Origin of the sequence: Flavobacterium sp. Root935 (genome assembly GCF_001429295.1) — a bacterium.
Taxonomy (GTDB): Bacteria; Bacteroidota; Bacteroidia; order Flavobacteriales; family Flavobacteriaceae; genus Flavobacterium.
The window spans coordinates 1,559,885-1,583,968 of the sequence record NZ_LMJL01000012.1; the positions used below are offsets into that span (position 1 = coordinate 1,559,885).

Consider the following 24,084-nt stretch of genomic DNA (forward strand, 5'->3'; position numbering starts at 1 on the left):
GAAGTCATGCGAGCATCTAAAGAAGGAACAAACCTATAAAATCTGGCAAAATGGTTACCATGCAGAACATATTTACAGCAATAAATTTATTAAGCAAAAAATTGNTCAAAGACAAGAATCTTTGAGTTGTTTTTAAAATTAAAGATCTTCTAAGAAAACCCAAAAATTACATTTTAAAAACCAATTTGGAAACTTAAAACTATAGGTTTCCCTACTCTTCTATTGTCTTTATTTTTAAGCTAATACCCAAACCTTATTCTTTGTTTACATTCCTGTAAAACAAAAATCTATTGTGACGCCACTAACACAATTTTTAAACAATAATTTTTCAAGTTGCATTGTACATTATAAAAGATTATCAAAAAGTCTTTTTGAAGTATACTTCAGCTTGAATTAATTACGGTTACCCCTAAAATAACTGAATACAAGCCTGTAATTTTTAAAACCCGTAAATAATTAATTAAAAATGAGTACAAATCACAACAGAATTAGAGTGGCAGATTTAGAAACAAATCAGCGTAACAAAATTTTAAAGACCAATGAAAAAGGTGAATTAGAGTTTAGCGATCTAAACAATCTCCAAACAGAAAATTATAATGCTTTAGATTGTACAACCGAAGGAAAAGCATTAGATGCCAGACAAGGAAAAGTATTAAAAGATTTGGTAGAGCAATCAGATAGCAACAACATGAAATTATCTGGAAATCAGACATTTTCGGGTGTAAAAACTGCAACAAATACTTCTTATCCACAAAATGCCGGAATTGTAATTAATAATACTTCTGACAATAACGATTCAAAAAATATTGCTCTATCATCAAGTTCAGGAACGAGTTTGTTTTGTGACAACACAAAAGGAAAAGGTATTCTATCTCAAACCAATTCGGGCTATGCCGGGCATTTTTACTGTTACGGTAATGGAGTTGCTTTATATGTAAACTCTCCTAATTCAGCTAATAAAACTGTCTTAATTACAGGTAATACAAAAAATGACAATGTTAATATTTCAAACGCTGGAACAGGAGCAAATATTAAATCAATTTCAACAGGAACGGGTCTAGTCTTTGCAGGTAGTAACGGAACCGATACTACTTCTACAATTAGCAAAGAGGGAAATATTACTGCAAAAACACTTGAACTTAGTGCTGGAACAATTGACAAACCTGCATTAGTGATTCCTAGTGGTACTTTCACTACAACACCACAAAATGGAGCTATTGAGCGTGATGCTTACGGAAAACTTTGGACTACTAGGAATGGCATAAGATATATGCTTACAGAAGATGACAATAGCTACATTAAGATTCTATTAAATGGAGAACAAAAAATTATTGATACACCATCTCCATACATTACTACTAATACTACACAAGATACATTGCTAGGTTCCTTTAATTCAGGAACTTTATCTAATAGTTTTCTTGGTAGATTAACTATGATAGCTAATGTAGACAACACTATTTTCGGTAGCGGAAACATTCCTCCAGAAATCAGTAAATTTCAAATAGTGATAAAATTTAAAAATGCTTTACTTTCTCCAAATCATTATGGAGAAGGGTACCTTAATGAATTAATTTTGATTGATAGTATTAACAAAACAGACACTACAGCAACTTTAGTAGCAAGTCACACAGGATGGGATCAAAATTTAGGAATGTTTAATGAATATTACGTTTATGACAGTATAAACAAATCAAGTTTTAAAAACCTTGCTGATGTGTCAGTAGAAATAGTTTGCAGAAATTTAATAGAATTTAAAGATTCCACCAATACTAATCTTAAAAATCAAGCAATAAGGTCTTATATCAAAATTACTTCAACTTTAATTGAAAGAATTAGAAAATAATTCATAAATAAAAAGACAATATATTTTAGATTTTTTTCAATCTCGATAGCTCAGATATTCTAATGTAAGATCATTATAAAAAATTACATAATTTATTATATCTGGGCAATCTTGATTTGCTTCCCAAAAACAGAATCGCTTCTGTTAATTCCTAATTTAAACCGCAAGACTCATCCACTTCCTTTACAACTCTGTAAAGCCTCAGAACATCCATGTTAAACCACTATGCATCTGCTTTTTAAACCCCAATTTTAGACAGATCTTTACACTGTAATAAAGAAAAACACTTCAAAAACAATTCAAATCAGGCTGTTTTTTGAAACATCTTTTTGAACTCAAAAAAACATAAAACTGAACAAAAACTAATGAACGTTTTAATCATTTGCAAACCCTGTTTGTTTTATACTCCCAACTTAATCATGCCGAAACACGAACCAAAATAAAGTCAAAAACAAATTAGAATATGCCAACTAATCCTATTCCTGCACATCCAATTCCTGCAGCAAGATATTATCCTCGATTATCGGAGGTTATTACTGTAGACGACTTACCCGAATTTCTATCATTTGTTGAAAATGGTCTAAATTCTATTTTCGATAAAATACATTATAAAAATTTACAATATTCAAAAGGATATCGAGGTGATTCTGCTTTTTACAGTCTTGATATTGTAACCAGCAGTCAACTAGCGCTTCCGCTGCCATTTGATCTTAAACTTGTCCTTAATCCAGATTTAAAAGACGGAGATCAGTCTATTTCATCGTTTCCAATTACACTGGAATATCAATGGGAAATTTTAGCTTTTTTAAAAACATTTAGCTCCAGCAGTTTTTCTTTCTCTATACAGGATTTTTATTCTGTAGGTCTTCAGGTTTTCCGCATCAGCGAAGAACAAGTGATTGCCCACATGATGAATATTTTTGTTGAAGCCGAAGAAGGAAAAACCAAATACGAACAGCTTTTAGCAGATATTAACTCTTTAGATGAACTAAAAGAAGATCCAACTTTTGAAGAATTAGGATTTGGAGAAGATGTTGAACAATCAATCGATAGTATTATCACATTAATCAACAATAATAATGCAATTACAAAATCGATTCCGTTATTATTATTTGGTGTTTATATTGCTAAAGCAGGTTTCACAGTAAACGAAATCAAGCAAAGATTACAAGATTTTTACAACATTGTAGCTCCAGACGGAATCGAAGCTCATATTAAGAGAATCATTACTCCAAAAGCCAAAGCCACATTAGAATTAAGTGCTGGTATCGAATTCCCACAAAGCATTCTAAAGCCTGTTGAACCAGACGGCTCTGCTTTTCCAAATCCAGCAACAAAGTCCACCTTCGTATTTGCCAAAGCGCAATTGTATGCAGATACAGAAGCTGGTATTGGTTACCAGGCAGAATTAGGAGGTACATTAACGCCTGCAAATGCCATGATTGGTAATACAGGTTTAATACTGGAATTAGATACTTTAAAAGTCGATTTAAGCAAGAAAACCAATATTCCAGAAGCTGATGCAGATGGACGTCCGAATGATTTCGTTGGCGTTTATGCCCGCGCAGCTTCTGTTAAACTACCTTCAAAATGGTTTTATTCGAAAGACGATCCAGACAATCCTTCAACATTAAAAATTGGGGCTTCAGATTTGTTAGTGGGTTCTGGTGGTCTTTCTGGAAATATTTATCTGGAAAGTGTCCCAGCTCCAAAAAGTGGCTCATTTAATTATTTTAATGAAAAATTCGATTTCTACTACCCCATTACAATGTTTGAAAAAGACGAAGTAAATGGTGTTGTAAATGAAAAAGAAATTGCTGACTACCCTGCTTTGCTTGTTTATTTGCAAAAGTTATACGCAGCCAAATTACCGTACGTTTTTAAATTTCCATTAGCATTAAAAACAAAAGCTGGATTACAATCTTCAGTAATAAATGCGAATACAGATTATTCTTTTAGCAGCGCTATGGATTATCAGGCATTTTTGCTGGAAATAGAAGATAATACTCTTTGGAAAACTATTGGTTCTTCTGAAAAAGGTTTCAAAGTAGGTTTCAATAAATTTGATATAACTTTCAAACAAAACAAAGTTGTCAGCTCTAATATTAAAGGAGCTTTAGAAATCCCTAAACTTAAGGGAGAAGATAATAATGCATTAAAGGTTGGCCTCGAAGGTCACTTATACGATGATGGAGATTTCAATCTTACAGCTTCATTTGCTAAAGATAATAAGCCAAGAGCAAATCTATTTGATCTTGTAAACATAGATTTTAACAGTTTCGAGCTTGGTAAACAAGACGATGATTACTATTTAGGCACATCTTGTTCTGTTTCTTTTCCTAAAGAAACTTTAATGGGCAGTTTATTAAAAGGAAAAGGCTTTGAAGTTGAAAAACTTCGTGTTTACAGCGATGGAAACATTGAAGTCGAAGGAGGATCAATTCCTATTCCGATTAGTCTTTCTGTTAATTTGGGTCCTGTTCAAATGGCGGTTACCAATATTAACTTTGGTTCGACTCAAATTAACGGCCGTAAATATAATTTCTGGGGATTTGATGGTGCCATTAGTATCAATCCGCTTGGAGTAGATGCACGTGGTGAAGGTGTTAAATATTATTATGCTGTTGATGGAGGTCCTAAAGATTCATTTATCAGAATTCAAACTATTGAAGTTGATTTAATTATTCCAGGAACTGCTACAGAAGCTTCTGCTATGGCTATTATCCACGGTATGATTACGCTTCCTGAGCCTGGTAAATCTAAGGAGTTTATTGGTGAGGTTGGATTAAAACTTCCTAAAGCAAAAATTTCAGGAAGTGTTGGAATGCGTTTTATGCCCAAATATCCAGCTTTTTTAATCGATGCTAATATTGATCTACCTGTTCCTATCCCACTTGGATTCCTGGCTATTAATGCATTTAGAGGATTACTAGGATTTAGATATGTTGCCACCAAACAAGCCGCAGGATTAACAAAAGACGATTCTTGGTATGACTTCTATAAACATCCAAAGCCGGGTATTAACATTAAAAAATTCAGCGGACCGCCAGATTCGATGGAATATGACACTCCATTTTCTATTGGAGCCGGAGCTACTTTCGGTACAGTTGCAGATGGCGGTCATGTACTCTCTTTGAGAGCAATGCTGCTGCTGTCTCTGCCTACTTTGTTTTATATTGAAGCAGGGCTTAATGTTATTTCGGGACGTTTAGGACTTATTGAAACAGATCCTAGTAATCCGCCATTTTTTGCGATGGTTGCCTTTGGTGATGATTCGTTAGAATTGGCAGCTGGAGCAGATTTCAGCATTCCAAAAGACAGTGGTCAAATTATTAAACTTCATGCACTATTAGAAGCTGGGTTCTTCTTTAAGAATCAAAAGCCTTGGTATGTAAATCTCGGAAGCAAAAAAGACCCTATCACAGCAGAAGTCTTAACCTTATTTACAGCAAAATCTTTTATTATGATTTCTGCTCAGGGAATTGAAGCCGGCGCAAGATTAGATTTCAAATTGCAGCAGAGTTTTGGTCCCGCCAAAGTTAAACTTTGGGCGTATTTGGAACTAGGAGGCAAAATTTCGTTCAAACGTCCTCAAATGGGTGGTTATATTACTGCCGGCGGAGGAATCCAAATCAAACTTTTGATTATTAATGTAGAAATTGCTTTGGATACAATATTCTCTGTAGAGTCCTTTAAGCCGTTTTTAATTTATGCAAAACTGGAATTAAGTGTCCGAGTAAGAATTGGTTTTGTAAGAGTTCGTAAAAACTTTAAAGTTGAACTTCAGTGGGACATTAACCGAATTGTAGATCGTACGCCATATAGTCCGCTGCCAAAAGGAACAGTTGGAGATGGTGAGGACGACAGAACTTTAGAGAACGTAAAAGGAGTTCATATGTTAACCAATCAGGCATTTGCTCTTGATTATTTTAAATCTATTGGAGATAAAAATTACGATAAAGATAAAGTCTTTGCGAATGGTACTCCAAGACCCGAGTTTATATCCGCAGTAATTCCTTTAGATACTTATATCGATATTAAAATGGCTAAAGGTGTATTGCCTAATCCTGAGTTATCTAAAAAAATTGGAGGATATACCGCTGATGCTAAAAATTATACAGATAAGATACCTCCTGAAGAGACATCGAAAGCGGGTAGAAAATTGCGTCAGGTGAAACATGAATACGGAATTAAATCAATCAATTTAAAATCTTGGAATGGTTCTGCATGGGTAGATTATAATCCTTTTGAAGCAGTTGTATTAAAGAAAGAAAGAACCAATGACTTGAAGAGTTTACCTTGGGCACATTGGCAGAAAGCAATTGACCAATATGATTCTATTCGTGTATTAGCAACCAATCCGTTTTCTTTTTTAAGCGCAGGAGAGCCTGGATGGCATATTCCAGAACAATTAGGAATTACACCATCAAGATTATTTTGTGCCTCTTCTGAAATCGAAAAACAGCATACAGATTTCCTTAACAAGCAAATAGGGAAACGTTATTATGTGCCGATGCAGTATGAAGCAGATAAAATCAATGGATTATTCTTCAAACTTCTTGGTGAACTTCCTGAAATTACAGCAAATAATACTCTTGAAGGCGGAGATTTCATGAGTATTACAAGCGATAGAAATCCTTTTGGCTACAATAGATCTTTGTCATTTAGAAATGATAACGAATTAGAAATTATTTTCCCTGAATCAGCAATTGATCCTACAATTAAGCTAACAACTCAGGCAAAAGAAGTCGTAATTTCTGCTTACCAGTCTGTAATTGAAGATGGCGAAAAACTAACATCTTATATCCCTGTTCGTTTTAGAAAAACCGGAACTGAGCTTTCAGAACAACAAACGTATACCAAAGCAGAATTTTTAAATGAGATAACTTTATATAGTGAGGAGGTTGATGACCAGAAGAAAAAGATCGATAAAATTGTAATTAGTCCTCTTTCTGCAAATGCAAAACGTATTAAAGAAATTAGAAATGAAATTGCAGCATTATTTGATGAAACTTCTTATGATCTAACCGGAGAAACTGAAATTAAATTGACTGATCCAGAAAAGATTGATAGATATAATTCTCTTTTAGCCGATTTAGAAATCTTAAAATTGAATGCCGGTAATGACAATGCTAACTCTGGAGGTAATCCAAATGCATTAACGTTTACACATTATTACGGTTATAACGGAAGAATTTCGTATTCTTTTGATCAGGTAATTAAATTTAATGATTCGTATGTAATAACATTCCACCCTGAAACGAATTCAAAAACAACTATTCTGTTACAAGTTAATTCAGAAGGTAGTATTATCAGAGAGCGTTTGATTAACGGAGTTGTTACTTCTGTACAAGTTGTAAATGGTAATTTATTAGTAACTCAGGCTTTAAATGCAGAACAATGCAAAGGAATCGGAGAAGCAACTGTTGATCTCGATTTTATTGTAGGGTGCCTTTCTCCTATTGCAGCAACGGCAATTGTTGAAATGGATGAAGAATTAAATCCAATCTTGGGAACGCAATATTTGAACACTTATTCTTTAGGATTTAACAAAGTATTGCCACTAACAGGAAATGATTTGCTTTGGATAACTACATTATCAAATGAAACTCAGATATACTGGATTAAAGGAAGCGATCGAACAATTGTTTATCATTCTAATATAAACAACGAAGTAATTAAAGTTCTTCAGCATAATGATACCGAGTTTAGCCTGATCACGAAAGATAAAAAAATCATCCGTTTAGGTATTAACATCTCTTCAAAAGTTATTACAGTAACCGACACAAAGGTACTTTCAAATACTGAAATTGTTGAAATTGTTGATGCAATGACAACGAATAACAAAATTTTGCTTTCGGTTAAATTATCGAACGATAAATTTGGTTTAGCACAAATTGATGGTAATACTGTTTCACTGGTAAAAAATGATACCATTTTTGATTCAGCTGTTTATTTATCAAACAATGCATTAAATAATAATTCTATTGTCGCTTACAATGCACATTATTTGTTTGTATTTAATGAAACATTAGGTCTTACAAGATTAATTCAGAGAGAAAGCGACATTAAAAATGCTTCTATTATTCAGGTTCAAAATGAACCTTCTGTAAATGAGATCATGATGCTTTCTGCTAAATCAAACGAAAAAGGAATTTATTTTTCATTATTCAGTGATGCATTTGATAATTGTTCTTTATATCCTGCTGCTAATGTTACAGTGACAACATCAACAACTGCTTTAACAAACGGAAGTATTAACATAACCGCATTAAGCTCAGTTACCGGATTAGATTTTACAAGAAGTCTTAAAAATTCAAAAATAATTACGACTGATAATGTCATTTGTTCGAATACAGAAAGCTCCGAAGATCCTGAATTAGATTACACGACTTACATTCAAAGTGTAGAATGGCTGAGCAAAGAAGATTATTATCACAATAAAACTATTCTGGATATTCCGGCTGTAGCAGAGCGGTTTCAAGCCATGAAAGCAGCGGTCGAAAATACGGTACAGCCAATTTGGAGACCTAATACAACCTATTGTTTAGATTTTACATTAACTGATACTGTTGATGATAATAAAAAGAACCCAGCTGAATTTAAATATTATTATGGTTTTAAAACACTTGGACCAATCGGACATTATCCTGTTGCAGATCCTGTAACGCCAGAAAACCAAAGTCCACCGGCAAAAAATGAATTGACAGAATTGTCTAAATCTCCATTAACATCATTAAGAAGTTATCTGGATTATAACCGTTCTTATCCAAATGCAGATGGAAGTTTACTGCAGTCTAAACCTTCGTTCTATGGAAATAAAGAATGTACTATTTCTTTATTCTTTAACAGTCCGTATACTTCTCACCTGTTTAAAAACTGGGCTGAATATGATAATGGCAGACCTGAAATTAAAGGAGCATTAAATCTTTTCATTAAAGATCCGCTGACTGATTTGTTGATCGAATTTCCAATGAAGGAAATAGTAGAAGGAGAAGAAGAAATTATTTATCCAAAACCAGAGGAAGTAGATGATGAAAGTGAAAAATGGACCGGCGATAACGATCCAAGAATTCCGGCAGGTATTCAAATATTAAACAATTTTATTAAAGATACTTCTACAATGAAGTGCAGCTTAGAGTTAGGAAATCCTTTAAAACCAAAATCATTAAAATACAAAACGAGTTTAACCAATTTAAAGCCTTCTAAACTTTACACGGTTTTAGTCAATAACTATTTTGATGGTGCTCAAATAGGAGTTACCAGTGAAAGCAAAAATATTCTGGTACATCAATTTGGATTCCAGACTTCTCGCTATAAAGATTTCCACGAACAGGTTCAGAGCTATTTCTTAGATGAAGAAAAAACGAAAGGTGCAATGTATGATGTGAAGGTCAACATGAATCAAGATCGCATTGATGCTTTGTATTATTTAATCGCTCCTAAAAGTGAAAATATTACGAATGCTTTAAGTGATTCTATTGCTGCCAAATATCAGCATTTGTTTGACCGTGCCATTGAAGGAATCTTAAAATTGTCTCCTCTTGATCCTGCTCAAAACACTGAGGTAAATAGAATTATTAATACGAATTCTGGAGAGACCATAGCGCTTTTAATTCGTAATCCTGAGCCATTTAATATTCCGAAAATGCCATTAGAAGAAATTCAAAATACAATTGCAGTACTCGATGGAGCTGGAAATCTAAAATCTGAATACAGTGTGCTGCATTCAAAAGATTACTCTCAGGCATTAATAATGCACAGAGACAAAACAATTCCAGCAGAAGAGCTGAAAATCAAATTTGAATACAAAATGTGGAATACTGAAGGAAATGGAACTTCTGTAACAAACATTCTTGATACACAAATACTGCCATTATAAAATATAAATCTTTAAAAAATAAGACAAAAAATGAGTACTATAAATCCTCAAGAAAGTCAACTCTCGGGTTGTGAAACTTATGTAGCAATTGTAGTCGATGAATCGGGTTCAATCAATGGAAACGAAGCACAGCAGATTCGCTCAGGACTGACTTCATTTATCAATTCTCAGGCGCAAAGTAAAATCACCCTTTCATTAATTGGAATGTCTAACAGCGATACTGCTGTTAGACAAGATAATGTTATTCAGAAAAAAATTTCAAGCAATTATCAGGACTTTAAAGACTGGATTGATTTATATGGCAACGGAAGAGCTTACATACAATCTGATTACTGGGCATCTGGTTTAAATGCTGTTAAAAATCTGTCGGTTACTCCTGATATCGTTTTTGTAATTACAGACGGTATGCAGGTCAATAATTCTAATTTATTGAAAAGCCTATTTACTGATTTAAATCTTACTTCGAAAGTTTTTGTGTATGGAGTTACAAGCTCTGCTGAGAATATTGAAGAGTTGACAACGCCGCTGGCGAACTTTTTAGAAAGAACACCAATCTCTAAAAATGACAATGTTTCTGCGATGAATTCTGATTATATCAGAGTTTCAGATTTTAGTACTTTAGGAATTGAATTAAATAAACTTGCAGACGATTTATCTAAATTTCAAATAGGTTGTTTCCCTAATGTAAGCATTGTTGATAACAAGTTGATTTATCCTTCTTTGAAGAAAGGCACACGAATTAGCCAACCATGCGGAACTTTGGTTCTTACTAACAAAAACCGAGTTCCTCTGACGTTAAATGCAGGTACAAAAATTCATAGTGAAAATAATTTAAACGGACTTGTCTTTAAGCTTCAAAACTCGGTTACAATTCCTGGAAAATCTCAAGTTGAAGTTGCTGTTCAAATTGAAGGCCGACCTCTTGCTCTTGGTGTTTTTTCAGCGCTTGTAACTTTAAATAATGTCAAAAACCCTTCAGGAATTAGTATTAAATTTAATATTGGCAGAACGTCATCAATAATTGATATTTCATCAGAAAAAACAAATCTGCAGTCTACCTATTTACAAATTGCTACAGCCGGTTCGAGAGGAATTGACAGTACGAAAGGAATTCACCTTCGCTGGGTTCTGGCAGGCAGATTAGGAGAAAATCATCTTCCAAAAGGAGAATTATTTACGGGTGACAATTCTAGTTTAAGTTTTAATAAACCGAATGATTTTGTAAAAGTATACAGAGCGCCTTATACAAAAGTCAGTCAAACCATAAATCTAACCCAAAATCCTAATGTTGTCGACAACAAAAAGGCGCTTTGGATTTATAAAACAACAAATCCGCAGAGATCTGTTTATATTAATTTTCAAAATAAAACAAAATATAAAACCGTTAAACTTAGCATAGATCCACTAACAAATCCTACTGCTTTTATGCAGGCTTACGGAAACAATTTGATTGAAATTGAATCTAAAACAGATTTGTTTTTTGCTGCAGAATTGGATTTTTCGTCTTCAAATATTTCAAAAAATGTCAAGCTTGAAACTTTATCTGTAGCCGAAAATAAGATTACGGCTTCTAAAAGAGTTAGCAATCGTAAATCTTATTCTTCAGAACAATTAAATAGTACTATTCGATTAGTTGCCGAAAATGGCCGAAGTATTCGCTTTAAAGCAAATAATTGTCTTTTAAATACTATTCAATTTGAGTTTTATTCTGATTTCATTACAAATGCCAATGCTAACGGAGATTGGAACTTAAAAGGGAATTATGCCTTAAGCACAGAAGACATGACCGTTTTTGGACAGCTAGAACCAAAGCCAAATGCAGTTCATGGAAAATGGTTAAAATTTAATGATGGTGAATATGTAAATATTAAAAATTACAAAGACAAGTGGAATAAACCTACTAACGAAAATGATATTACTGATGAAAACATCAAATGTATTGTATCTAAATACATTGATTTAAGTAAGGAAGGAGATAATCCAACGGCAGAAAAAGATATTCCTTTTGGGGATCGTATTCCTATAAACGAACCAAAAGAAGGAGAAGAACAACAATATGCTGAAAACTTAACTAAAATATCTTATCTGGATCTTTTAAACATTGCTGCAAACGACTACCATGTTGCACGTATGCTAGGATTGGGTTGTATTGATCTTGATGATGAAGTTTTATCTGGAGAATATATTTATTTAACTGAATATACCACTTTTGGAAGTTTGGAAGAAGGTATTGAAGGAACTGAAGTACAACATCTTTCGATGAGTATTCCGACTTCAATAAATACAGAACGAATGCCTCTTCCTGTTCAATTAAGTAAGATTGTTCCTGGATTAAATGTGGACTCAGAAGAAAACCCAAATGCCAGGATTACAGATTCTGAAGGTTATAGTTTTGATGGAAAGAAAAGATATGTCAGCTTATTTATGGATGATGTTTTAGATTATGATATCAGTAAAGATAATAGTGATTTCTTTAAATCTTCAGCAGAGTACGATGGAAGTGCATTTACATTTCCCATTTATTTAGGAATTGATCATAAAACTGAAACAGAATCAAAATGGAAAAGTCCGGAATTATCGCATGATATCGAATACAAAAGTGTTAATCAAAATTTCAAAGAATCAGAATATGAAACCGTTCCGATTATTATTCCTGATGCTGGAAAATCAATTTTAAATGCAGTTCAGGAACAAACAGGAGAACACACTTATATCTATCAGGGATATGGAATTAATATTTTCTCAAGAGCAACATCTGGACGCCAAATCAGCATTAAATCTAATATAAAACCTGCCAATAATTTAATGCCTCCGAGCAACATTAACACACTTCTTGTTACAGAAGAAAAACCATTAATGTTTACCTCCTTGTCTGAACAGGAATTATTGGGTAAAATTACTGGAGAAGATAAAACATTAGTTAGAATTTTGTTTGATTATTATTCAGCTCAGGAATTATTGAGTTATCCTGTTCCTAATGAAATTTCTGTTGAAGAGGCTAAAACTAACAAAGAATCTATTTTTCCTGATGATAAGGAAATACTTGCTGACCATTTTAGACTGTATTATAAAGACGGGCTTCCTGAAGTTGAATACGGTCAAATTGAGAGTATTGATAACAAGTCTATAAATAATCTTACCTCTTTTGTTAAAATAAGAGAGTATAAAATTATCAGCAGCGGGCAAGAGGTTAAAATTGGATTAGACAACTCTAATAAATCACGATTTGACGGAGGAATATTAACGATTGGAGATCAAAATTATGTTATCCAGAATGTTGAAGTTGTACTTAAAAAAGATGCTCAAAATAACGATGTTTTTGATTATGCATTAGTTGAAGTATTAAAAAAGGAAGTAACCGACAAACTTCATGCTGATGGAGATGCAACAATAGATTCTGAACAGATCCAAAACATTCAGATACCAGAGAGTAGATTGTGTACACTGGTTCAGAACATGCAAACAGATTCTAACTGGCATCAGCCTCAAATTGCTTTTAAAGTTGAATATCCTGAGAGTTTGAATGTCATTCATAGAGAGGTTATTGAACATACAAGTGAAAACGGAACTGATTTACAGCTACAAAAAACAAGAGGACTCTGGAAAAATGCAGTAATAGAAAGGCATTTTGAAGTTTCTTATGAAATGAATTCAGACGGAACGTATAAATTGGATAAAGATGATAATCCAATTGAACTAGCTGAGAAAAAGCATTTAGGATTATACAAAATCATTTTCCCAAATTTTAATTTGCCTCAACATCCTCAATTTAAATCACAAAACCAAAACTCTGTAGAATGGTCTAATGGTATTGTACGATTGTTTACAAAAAGTGCAATGCAGGAAGGAAGTTCTGTTCCTGTAAAATCGAGAAAGGAGTTTAAAGTTTTTAAAACAGAAAATATTGGTACTACTGGAGATCTGGTCTTATATATCGATGATCCTGATTTTAAACTTGGTAATTATTCCACACAAACAATGGCGGATAATTATGATGAAATTATTGGTGCAATAGACGGCCCGCTTAAAGAAGATGACGTCCGAAATTATGATGATAATGATGCATCTCAAAGTGTAAACTATTATCCGAGCTATAAAGTTTATTTATACGCTGATGCAGTTTCCGGAATTACACAAGAAAATGTTCAGCCAAGAGAAAATGAAAGTACGCACTACTCTATCTTCGGAATTAGTACACATGCAAAAACTGGTATTGACTACAAATCGAAGATTAGTATTCCGAGTCCGATGTACGCTGTTAAAATTGAGAAACCGGAAAAACCTGAAGAAATTACAGGTGGTAGTTTGTATGCAACCCGCCCTGATTTTTACAACCGATCATCTTATACTTTTATTACTAAATACAGTCAAAAACGCAAGCCTTACGGATTATTACATTACAGAGCCAATGATGAAGACTTTTTAAACATTTTGTACCAACCTGAAACAGTGAGTACTATTCGTGAAGAATTAAACAAATTGGGTGGAAATGATGAAATCAGCTTTAATGAAAGATGGAAAGACTTTTTGGATTTTAATGGTCTTGCTTTGAGTGGGCATTATAAAACTTTGCCAGAAAATGAATCTCAAAATTACCAATTTCCATTGCCTGACAACGAAGATTTTATAAAACTGATTAATGATTTTATTGAATGGCACAATAAAGCGCAAGGTACACAAGAGCATACGATAACCTCTATTACATCATTAAATAAGGTTCTAATTTCACAAGGAGTTCAAGATCCTTTATTAGTAATTCATTTTGTAGAACAAGCTATTCATGCGGCTTTCGTTCCCTTAACCGAAGTACCAGTTGTTTATGAGTATATTAAAGGTAATGACTATGTACCTGTTAACAAGAAACAAACCATTAAAGATAAAAATGGAAACGCTCTAAAACCTACTGATACTGATTTTGAGATCGCACCAATGATGAAAATCATTAATGAAAATAAAAACATAGCGCAATTTACCGATTTCAATCTCGATGGAAATTCACAAAACATCTATTTCTACGCTGTTCGTGAAATGGATATTAAGATGAATTTTGGAGAGTTTAGTGATCTTATAGGCCCTGTAAAACTAGTTGCTTCTACTCCACCAAAAACACCAGAAATTAAGCGAATTATGCCAATTCTGGAAAATCAGGTTTTAGGAATTAAACCAGCAGTTCAAATTGAATTAAATGCTTATCAGCCAGAATATAAAATTAGAAAAATCAATGTTTATCGCGCAAACACAATGCTTGATGCGCAATCGATAAGAACAATGAAATTGGTGAAAGAAGTTTTAATTAATGAAGAAACTTTGTCTGCAGATTTTGAGAATGTATGGAATGTTTATGATGATTTTGAAGATTTAGAAAATGTACCATTTGGTGATGGATTGTTTTACAGGATTACCGTTTCAAAACAAATTGAATATGCAGATTCAGATTCGACAATTGATAATCCTATCATAAGCATCGATTATGCACCATCACAACCGTCAAAAATTACAGCTGTCGTTATTGTGGATAATGTTTCGCCAGAATCTCCGGACTTACAAGCTTCGGGAGTACCAACAGGAACAAATGGAGAAATCTTAAAACCAGTAGTTTTCAATTGGGAGAAAACAGTTCATAATGGTAAATATCATTTATATAAAATGAATAATCAGGGGAATTGGGAAAAAATTCATGAATTCAAGTCAAACTTAAATGAAGTTATTCTTCCTCTCAACGACATTGAAAAATTTACCGACGAATTAGTAATAAAAACAGAAGATGGAGACCGAATCTATCATCACTTTAAAGCGATTTCTGAAAATTCATCTGGTATGTACAGCAGTGATGAAAAAATCCTAACTCTTTAAAAAATTATTAAATACCAATGGCTTATCTCATTGGTATTTAATATCGAGTCTTATCAAAAAACATTTAAAAGCAAAGAAATAAAACTATATAACATGGCAACAAGCAGAAATGACTTTCGCAACAAATTCAATGACGGAGATATTCCCTCACACATTGACTTCGTAGAGATTTTTGAAAATTTCGTTCATAGAGACGATGATAAAGCAAATTTTCAAATGGTCGAAACAGGTACAGATAATGAACATTATATAACTCCAGCACTTTTAAAAGCTGCTTTTCAAAATGCCGGAATTATTTCTGGTAATTGTTATGTTCCTTTCAAGGAATTTCAGGATAACTTTTCAGGATCGTATATTCAGTTAAATCATACCCCTATTGAGGACAGTGTAAAGGTTTATAAAAATGGTCAGTTACTAAACGAAACTAACGATTACAATTTAAATGATAATGCCATCGTTGTTTTTTCTGATCCAATAAGCAACCGCAATATCGAAATAAACTATTGGGCTAAAAATATAGATACAGAAACAGATGATCCTAATTCTGATCCTATTCTTGGAAGTTTATCTGTTCCTTTCAAAGAAAATTTTGATCATGACACTTTTAATGATGATAAAATTACTTTAACAGAAATTCCTATTAAAGATAGTATTCGCATCTACAAAAATGGTCAGCTTCTTAGAGAGGGAACTGGTAAAGATTATATCGTAAACTACAACAATGGAATAATTACATTTTCTGCTGTAATAAGCAATCGTAATATCGAAGTTGATTATTGGTATAAAAGTTCTGTTTCTTTATCAGATTTGGAACTAGATAACAAATACGTTGATTTAACAACGGCCCAAACTATTGGAGGAATTAAAACTTTTACTGAAGCGACAGAAAGTAAAAGTTTCATTAAAACCGGCGGAACTTCAAGTCAATTTTTAATGGCAGACGGCTCAGTTTCGACCTCTCCAGGTTCAGATTATGATGCTGGACATTCTATAGGTTTAATCCCTTTTACTGGAGGCTATCAAAAATTTAGCAACGGATTAATATTACAGTGGGCTCATTTAATGAATAATGCCAATACGTACACTTTTCCTTTAACCTGGCCAAATGGTGCTTTGAGTGTTATGGTATCAACTTTAAGAACAAATTCGGGAAGCAGAGGATATAACCACGTGGGTAATATTACAAAGAATACTTATTATGCCCTTATCGATGCGAATGAAGGATATATGTTCTCAATTGGATATTAACAATAAACTTTAAAAAATGAAAAATACATATAAAGGAACTTACGACCAAAATGGGGAATACACAGGTTTTTATGTTGAAGGAATTCACGAAAACATTCCTCAACCTAATATCGAACTAACCGAAGAAGAATGGCAGCAGGCATTGTCAAAAAATTATAAAGTAATTAATGGAACTCACACTCACTTTCCTTTCATTCAAAGTCAGGAAGAACTTCTAGAAAATATTAGGGCTACTAGAAACACATTATTAACTGAAAGCGACTGGACACAAGTAGAAGATTCACCACTTTCTGAAGAGAAAAAAAGCGCTTGGAAAAATTATAGACAAGAACTTAGAGATTTAACTGATATCGATGATTTAACATCTATTGTCTGGCCAATACAGCCAGTTTAATCAAAATAATTGTTTAATGTCTTTTTTAATGATTTAAGAAAGCAAATTATTAATGAATATATGGAAGAAAACACAACATATAAGCCTTTTTCGTATTTAGACAATTATATTCCTGTTGAAGACGAAACTGTTTATTACAATACAGAAAAAACTTTAAAGAAAACCAAAAATGATTGTGCTGCAGGAATCGGAAGTTCTGTTACACTGATTGCTCCAGCAAATAAATTTGTATCAAATTTAAGCATTAACGATGCAAATGAGCAAGCACAGGAATGGTTAAATACCAATAGTCAAGCGTATGCCAATAATTTAGGAACATGTTTAATTGATTCTACTCCCCCAAATATTTTTTCTTTAAGTCAGACATCTATTACTGCAACTACAGTATTATTAACATGGACTCCTGCAATAGACAATATTGGAGTTGTTGCTTATGACATTTTCATAGACGATAGTTTTTTAGATTCTATTTCATCTAATGTGTTTAGCTATGAGGTCACAGAACTTTCATCATCAACTACCTACAATTTTTATATAAAAGCAAAAGATGCTGCTGGCAATTCGACTAATAGTAATATTCTAACTGTTACTACTCTGCCTATTACTTTAATTTTACCTGTAACTAAATCAGTAATATTTGAAAATAAAAATAGTAACTGGGCAATCTGTCACGATGCCGATGCAGCAACAACTTATTATGAAGGAAATGCTTACTTAGGAGCTGCAAAAGATTCATCAGGATTTTCCCTTAATAGATACAGAGGAGCAGTTGATACCTCATCAATTACATCGAACCCTAAATCTGCTAAAATAAAATTTAAGTTCGCGACAAATGCAGTTGGTAACGCATTAACTTTTAATCTTTATACCTCTAACATTCGAATTCCTTACTTTAAAAATTTTGAACTTATTGATTGGAACGATTGGGATTCTAATAATTTTCTTGGCAGTGTAATAGTACCTAGTAACTCAACTGCATATGTAGAAATTACATTAAATCCTGCTCAATTCTATTTACTAACCCAACGAGAAGGTTTTAATTTTTTTCTAATCTCAAATGGGGACAAAGATATGAGCACACCAACTACAAATAATAGACCAATCCTCTCTACTACAACAGATACTGGTGAAATTTATTTGGAATGTGAGTTTTAGATTTATTTAATCTCAAAACTTAATAATAAAAACAAATTTAAATACCACAAAAAATGGATACAAACTACAATAGAATAAAAGTGGCTGATTTAGAAACAAATCAGCCAGATAAAATTTTAAAAACAAATGAAAATGGCGAATTAGAATTTAGTGATAATGTTACTGGTGGTTCTCAGGATTTACAATCAGTTCTAGAAAATGGAGCTTTTGCTGTATTTGATGGTCGAAAAGTGATTTCTCTTTTTTCAGATTTAGCACCAGAAGATATCCTTTTGAGGGCTTCAAATGAAGATAATAGTAACATGTGTGCTCTTGATATAAATAAGGATTTGGTAAATCTTTTTTTTTATAAAAATGGCGTGCAAGGAGGTTTAAGTATTCAAGATGGATTACTTAAATTAAATCAATCGACTGCTGGATCTGCAAATACTCCTAATACAAATACTTCATTAAGTTTTGAAGCACCTGTAGGAGATTTAAATGATGGTGGAACTGTTATAAAAATTCCCGCAAAGCCTTCCAGAAAAGATGAAAACAACAACCCAATTCCTTATAAATTAGCAACTTTAGATGATGTTTCTATTCCAGTTTCAGCAACAATTCCAGGAATTATAAACAACACATCTCTTCAAGAATTAGGGGGAGTAGATAAAACAATATATGGAGTTAGAATAGGTAGAGGAAATTACTCTGGAACAAATAGTAATACGGCTTTGGGCGGAAATACTCTTTCATCTAACATATCAGGTATACGTAACACTGCGGTAGGTAGATCGGTATTACCCGCTCTAACCACAGCAAGTGATAATACAGGTTTAGGTTCACTTACATTGAATAGTGTAACTACTGGAACTGGGAATACGGGATTAGGATCTTCTAATTTGTATTATACAAAGACAGGAGGTTATAATACAAGCGTTGGTTTTGCTACAATGCAGAATAATATAACTGGATCATATAATACAGCTTTAGGTGGAAATGCAGGATTTAGAATAAATTCAGATTTTAACATTGCTATTGGTTATAGAGCTTTTGGTAGTGATGTTTCGCTTCCAGCACCTTCTACAGGGCAGTATAACACTGTTATTGGATTCCAAGCAGGTAGAGATTTGACAACAGGTTCGAATAATATTTTAATTGAAAATATTACAAACGCAAGTATAACATCTGGAAGCAATAATATTGTTTTAAATCCTCGACAAAAATCAGGAATAAATACAGGAAGCGGTAATACTATTATAGGCGGTTTTGATGGTGCATTTGCTCCGAATGATTCTGAACTAGTAGTTTTAGCTACTGGTACAGGTAAAATTGCTATAAGAAAAAATACCAATGATGAATTAATTGCACCAACATTAACAAAAGCCCTAATCGATTCGGGAGGTGCAAGATCTTTAATTACTAAAGAATATTTAGACGCTACTTTAGATATTATCGGTTTAATTAATAATTCTACAAATACGAGTTTAAACGCTGCAACATTAAATTCTACATATCCAAATGCAAGACAAGGATTAAGAGTTTATTGCCCTTCCATCTCTGGAGGAGCATTAATGTACGAAAAAACAGGAGACAACTGGATTCAATTTGCAGTTACAACCGTGCTTTAAGCATAAGTATATAGAAGAACAAAAAAAATACCACAAAAAATGGATACAAATCACAATAGAATAAAAGTGGCTGATTTAGAAATAAATCAGCCAGATAAAATTTTAAGCACAAACTCCAATGGCGAATTGGAGTTTAGTGATATTGATGCGATTAAAATTGATAGTTACAATGGTTTAGATTATACTGAAGAAGGAAAAGTTTTAGATGCTAGACAAGGGAAAGTTTTGAAAGATCTTATTGATAATATAAATACGATAATTGCGTCCGACAATATTAACTTAAATAGTCTTCAAGAAGTAGCGGATTCAATTGAATCAATAAAAATTTCGATTACTAATATATTAACTAATTATTCAAATAATAGGTCTTGGGCCTTAGGCATTGACAGTGTGTCAACACAAAACTATACTTTAACTTTCGATGATTATAAGAAAGTGAAAGTTTTTACAAATGCAAATCCAACAAACTTTATTATACCGATAAATTCGGTCATTCCAATTCCTATAGGATATGAATTTGAATTTACACAAAAAGGTGATGGAATTGTAACAATTGGAGGAAGTGGAATTACTTTTTTGACGAATATTTCTTTGGCAATGGTAAAAGGGGAAACAAGGATTTTACGAAAAATTGACACTGATACATGGACAATAAGGGGCTCAAAAAACGATATCTCACAGCTTAATGATTCAAATTTGTTATTAAGTCCAAAAATTTGGAACACGATTTTTGTAAACAATATTACAGGAAATGATTCTACTGCTCAATTCGAAAATCCAAATAAACCATTTGCAACTATGCAAAAAGCACTTGAATTCCAATCAAGTTTAGAAGGATATTTCCCCTTTGATATTAAAATAATAATTACAAGTGGTGGGACTTATAATATGGGACAAAAGATGTTGTCGAATGGACCAAACAGTGAAACCAATATTTTACTTTATAATGTGAACATTACTGGCATAAAGGGCACTCCAACACTTGTTTTTACTAATGGAATAGATGTTGGAAGCACAACATTAAATAATGTAAATATAATACATCAGCAATTGACAAATGTTCCAATTAGCGGCGGATTAAAATTTAACGCTGGTAATCCAAATAGCTTTATAAATATTAACTCTATTAGATTTAGTAACATTACTGGTTTAGGAAACGTTTTTAGTCCTGCTGGTTTATTTCAATATGTAAAAATAAATAATATAATTATTGATAGTACATGCACTAATTGCCAAATAGATTTGTCAAGAATTAACACTCTCACTTTTGCAAAAATTGACAATATAACAAACAATGCTAATTCTTTTTCGGCAAGTAGCTCGAATAGCATTTTTTCACCCCCTTTTCAAGATTTTGAATTCAGTTCTATTACCAACAACTCAACTGTACCAATTAGTTTATGGGGTGAATGGTCTTCAACAACAGCTACAATTAAAATTGGAAATATAAGCAGTCCCAATGCTTTAATGAGAATTCCCCTAGGAATAGCTGCGGGAGATTATGGTGTAAATACAAAACTTAAAATACATTTTAAGGACTCAATAATTAACAACTGCTGGCTTTCAGGAAATACTTTAAATAGTCAATGTTATGTATCAGGAAAAGCAAAATTTAATTATTCTCTGCAAACTCCATTCATGACCATTACCAGAAGCCGATTAAACACAGACTTTTCAAACAAGGATACTTGTGTTTTAAAAGATTTAGAATTAGTTATTGATTACTCTATTACACCAACAAATCCAATAATATCCATACCAAACGCTATTAACAATGGTTCTGCAGGAATGACAAACGGAGAAGCACAGGTGATTTTAGAAAATGTTAAAATTAGGACAAACTCACCAGTTGAAATATTTAGAATTCCAGCCCCGAGTAAATTGGACACACCGCGACTAATTGTTTTTCGAGGTTTTAATTCTTTTGACAATTCTAAAGAGCTGATTAATATAGCCGTAACACCAACGGAACCAAAATATATAATATCTCAAAAGGCAACTATTTATCATCCTTTTAATGTTCTTAGCAATAATCCTTCTTTAAGTATAACTCAGGAGCAATCTTATTAATTTAAAACCAAATGAGCACAAATCACAACAGAATAAAAGTCGCTGATTTAGAAATAAATCAGCCAAATAAAATCCTGACCACGAACTCCGAAGGGGAATTAGAATTTAATAATATCAGCAATATTAAAGTTGATAATTATAATGGATTAGATTACACTCAGGAAGGCAAGGTTTTAGATGCAAGACAAGGGAAAGTTTTAAAAGATTCTTTAGACAATCTAAATAATTCTCTAGATATAAAAGAAGACAAGTCTAACAAAGTACAAAATATTGAAGAAAACAAAAACTCAACATCTGCTTTTCCAAGTATTAAATCATTATATGATTGGAGCAAAAGTATTTTTAAAACATGGCTAACAGACATAGAGAATTTTTCGTCTACTGCATATACACTAAATATTGACAATATTAATAAGACAACAATTTTTTCATCATCAAGCCCAATTACAATTACCATTCCTTCTGATTCTGTAGTTTCATTACCTATTGGAACAAAAAAAGAATTTGTACAAAAAGGAACTGGTTTAGTCACAATTAACGGCTCAGGAATTTCTTTTATAGCAAATATTCCTTTAACAATGACAAGTGGAGAAACTCGAACATTAACAAAAATTGAGAATAATACTTGGATTGTAAATGGAAATAAACAATCTTCGCAAATAGTAAAAGGAGTTTACTTCGTTTCTTCGACCGGAAATAATTTAACTGCCGAACCAGAAAACCCAAACAAACCTTATCTAACATTAGATGCAGCGATAACATCCTTTTTTGCAGATCCTAATTCAACATACATACAGATTCTCTCGCCATCTGTTTTTTACATTAATGTTGCCATGAATAACGGAACTACAAAAAAATTTGACTTAAGAAGCGAATTCGAGTGTACAGTAAACGTGATGACAACTAATATTTATACTGTAGATAGGCAATATTTCAATGTAGAAATACCTATGGGAGGTATTAATTTCAATCCCAACACTTCATCAAGAAATGGTTTTAATAATTCATTTGTAGACATTAAATCTTCTTGGATTGAATTTTCCAGTACTTATCAAGCTGGTTCTGGAAACTCTTCCGAAGCTAACTTAGTCTGTAAAATTTTAAATGTAAAGATAACCAATCCTGATGGAATTTTTAGTGGTACTGGAGGATCTAGAAAAATAAACATAGAAGCTAATACTATAAATTTTAGAGGTGCAACATATCTAGTCGGGTCTTTTATGAATTTAACTTTAGAATTTGATAACTTAACTCATGATAGTTCATTTCTACTTTTAAACAGTGCTTTTACATCTGGTGATATTAACCATGGTAGTATTTCATCAGTGGTACCTCATGTAAATTCAACAAACTTTAGTTATTTGTATGGTAATAATGTCAACATTAAGTTTAAAGGAAATGCTCAAATAAATTCAAATATAAGCATAAATAGATTTAATTGTAATGGAAGTTGTATCATAACAGGTATCGCAAAATATACAAATTCTGATCAGTTTATTGCAGGCGGAAATAACTTCCCTGGTTTGATGTTTATTAATGCAAACATTACAGCTAAAAACTTAATAGCAGGACGAGATTTAACCAAATCAATATTATTTTCAAATTGTACATTTACTCTTTTAGGAGGCTGTTTAATTTCGTATGTAGAAACACGTTCATCGGTAAACTATGATGAAATCACAGCTGAATTCGTTGGCAGCAATTATATTATTGTCCAAAATGACAATCAATATATTACTTATGATGAACCTTTTTGGCTATCTACTAATCAGCCAACATGGAATATTAAAAATGGTATTTTATTTACTAATGGAGTAATTTCAGCAGGAGTAAATATACAGCGTAGAAATTTGAATCAGTATAATTCAACAACAATTATCTTATAAAAAAGCTTCATATATTTATTCCATTATATTACTATTTAAAAATAGGATTTATTTTATTTAAATATAACATTTAGAATTGTAATCAAAACAATTATAATGGAAATATTTTACAGAGGTAATTTTAAAACTCAAATAAAAAC

9 protein-coding genes and 1 pseudogene are annotated in these 24,084 nt (G+C 32.5%); all 10 read left to right on the top strand.

All coding sequences use genetic code 11. The features are described 5' to 3' along the window. Nucleotides 1-104, top strand: a pseudogene (locus tag ASE40_RS22455) (transposase); the annotation flags it as partial. A gap of 362 nt (nt 105-466) precedes the next feature. Next, a complete protein-coding gene (locus ASE40_RS21460; protein WP_057119698.1) occupies nt 467-1,846 on the top strand; it encodes a hypothetical protein in 1,380 nt (459 codons plus the stop codon). Between the two features lie 463 nt (nt 1,847-2,309). After that, nucleotides 2,310-9,728 (top strand): hypothetical protein, encoded by a 7,419-nt coding sequence (locus ASE40_RS21465; protein ID WP_057119702.1) that lies wholly within the window; start codon nt 2,310-2,312, stop codon nt 9,726-9,728. Between the two features lie 30 nt (nt 9,729-9,758). Further along, the gene (locus tag ASE40_RS21470) at nt 9,759-15,581 is read left to right on the top strand and encodes a hypothetical protein (protein WP_057119704.1); all 5,823 of its coding nucleotides are present in this window, start codon (nt 9,759-9,761) and stop codon (nt 15,579-15,581) included. Between the two features lie 93 nt (nt 15,582-15,674). Beyond that, a complete protein-coding gene (locus ASE40_RS21475; protein WP_057119707.1) occupies nt 15,675-16,829 on the top strand; it encodes a hypothetical protein in 1,155 nt (384 codons plus the stop codon). Between the two features lie 16 nt (nt 16,830-16,845). Then, nucleotides 16,846-17,223, top strand: coding sequence for a tail fiber assembly protein (locus tag ASE40_RS21805; RefSeq protein ID WP_082586852.1), 378 nt, complete (start codon nt 16,846-16,848; stop codon nt 17,221-17,223). A 60-nt stretch (nt 17,224-17,283) separates the two neighbouring features. Next, complete coding sequence (locus ASE40_RS21485) at nt 17,284-18,378, top strand: DUF5977 domain-containing protein (RefSeq protein ID WP_057119709.1); 1,095 nt, start codon at nt 17,284-17,286, stop codon at nt 18,376-18,378. A gap of 53 nt (nt 18,379-18,431) precedes the next feature. After that, nucleotides 18,432-19,988, top strand: coding sequence for a hypothetical protein (locus ASE40_RS21490; protein WP_057119711.1), 1,557 nt, complete (start codon nt 18,432-18,434; stop codon nt 19,986-19,988). A gap of 39 nt (nt 19,989-20,027) precedes the next feature. Continuing rightward, entirely contained in the window at nt 20,028-22,058 is a 2,031-nt protein-coding gene (locus tag ASE40_RS21495) for a hypothetical protein (RefSeq protein ID WP_057119713.1), read from the top strand. A gap of 11 nt (nt 22,059-22,069) precedes the next feature. After that, on the top strand, nt 22,070-23,944 hold the full coding sequence (locus ASE40_RS21500) for a hypothetical protein (RefSeq protein WP_057119715.1): 1,875 nt from the start codon (nt 22,070-22,072) through the stop codon (nt 23,942-23,944). Nucleotides 23,945-24,084: the final 140 nt, after the last annotated feature.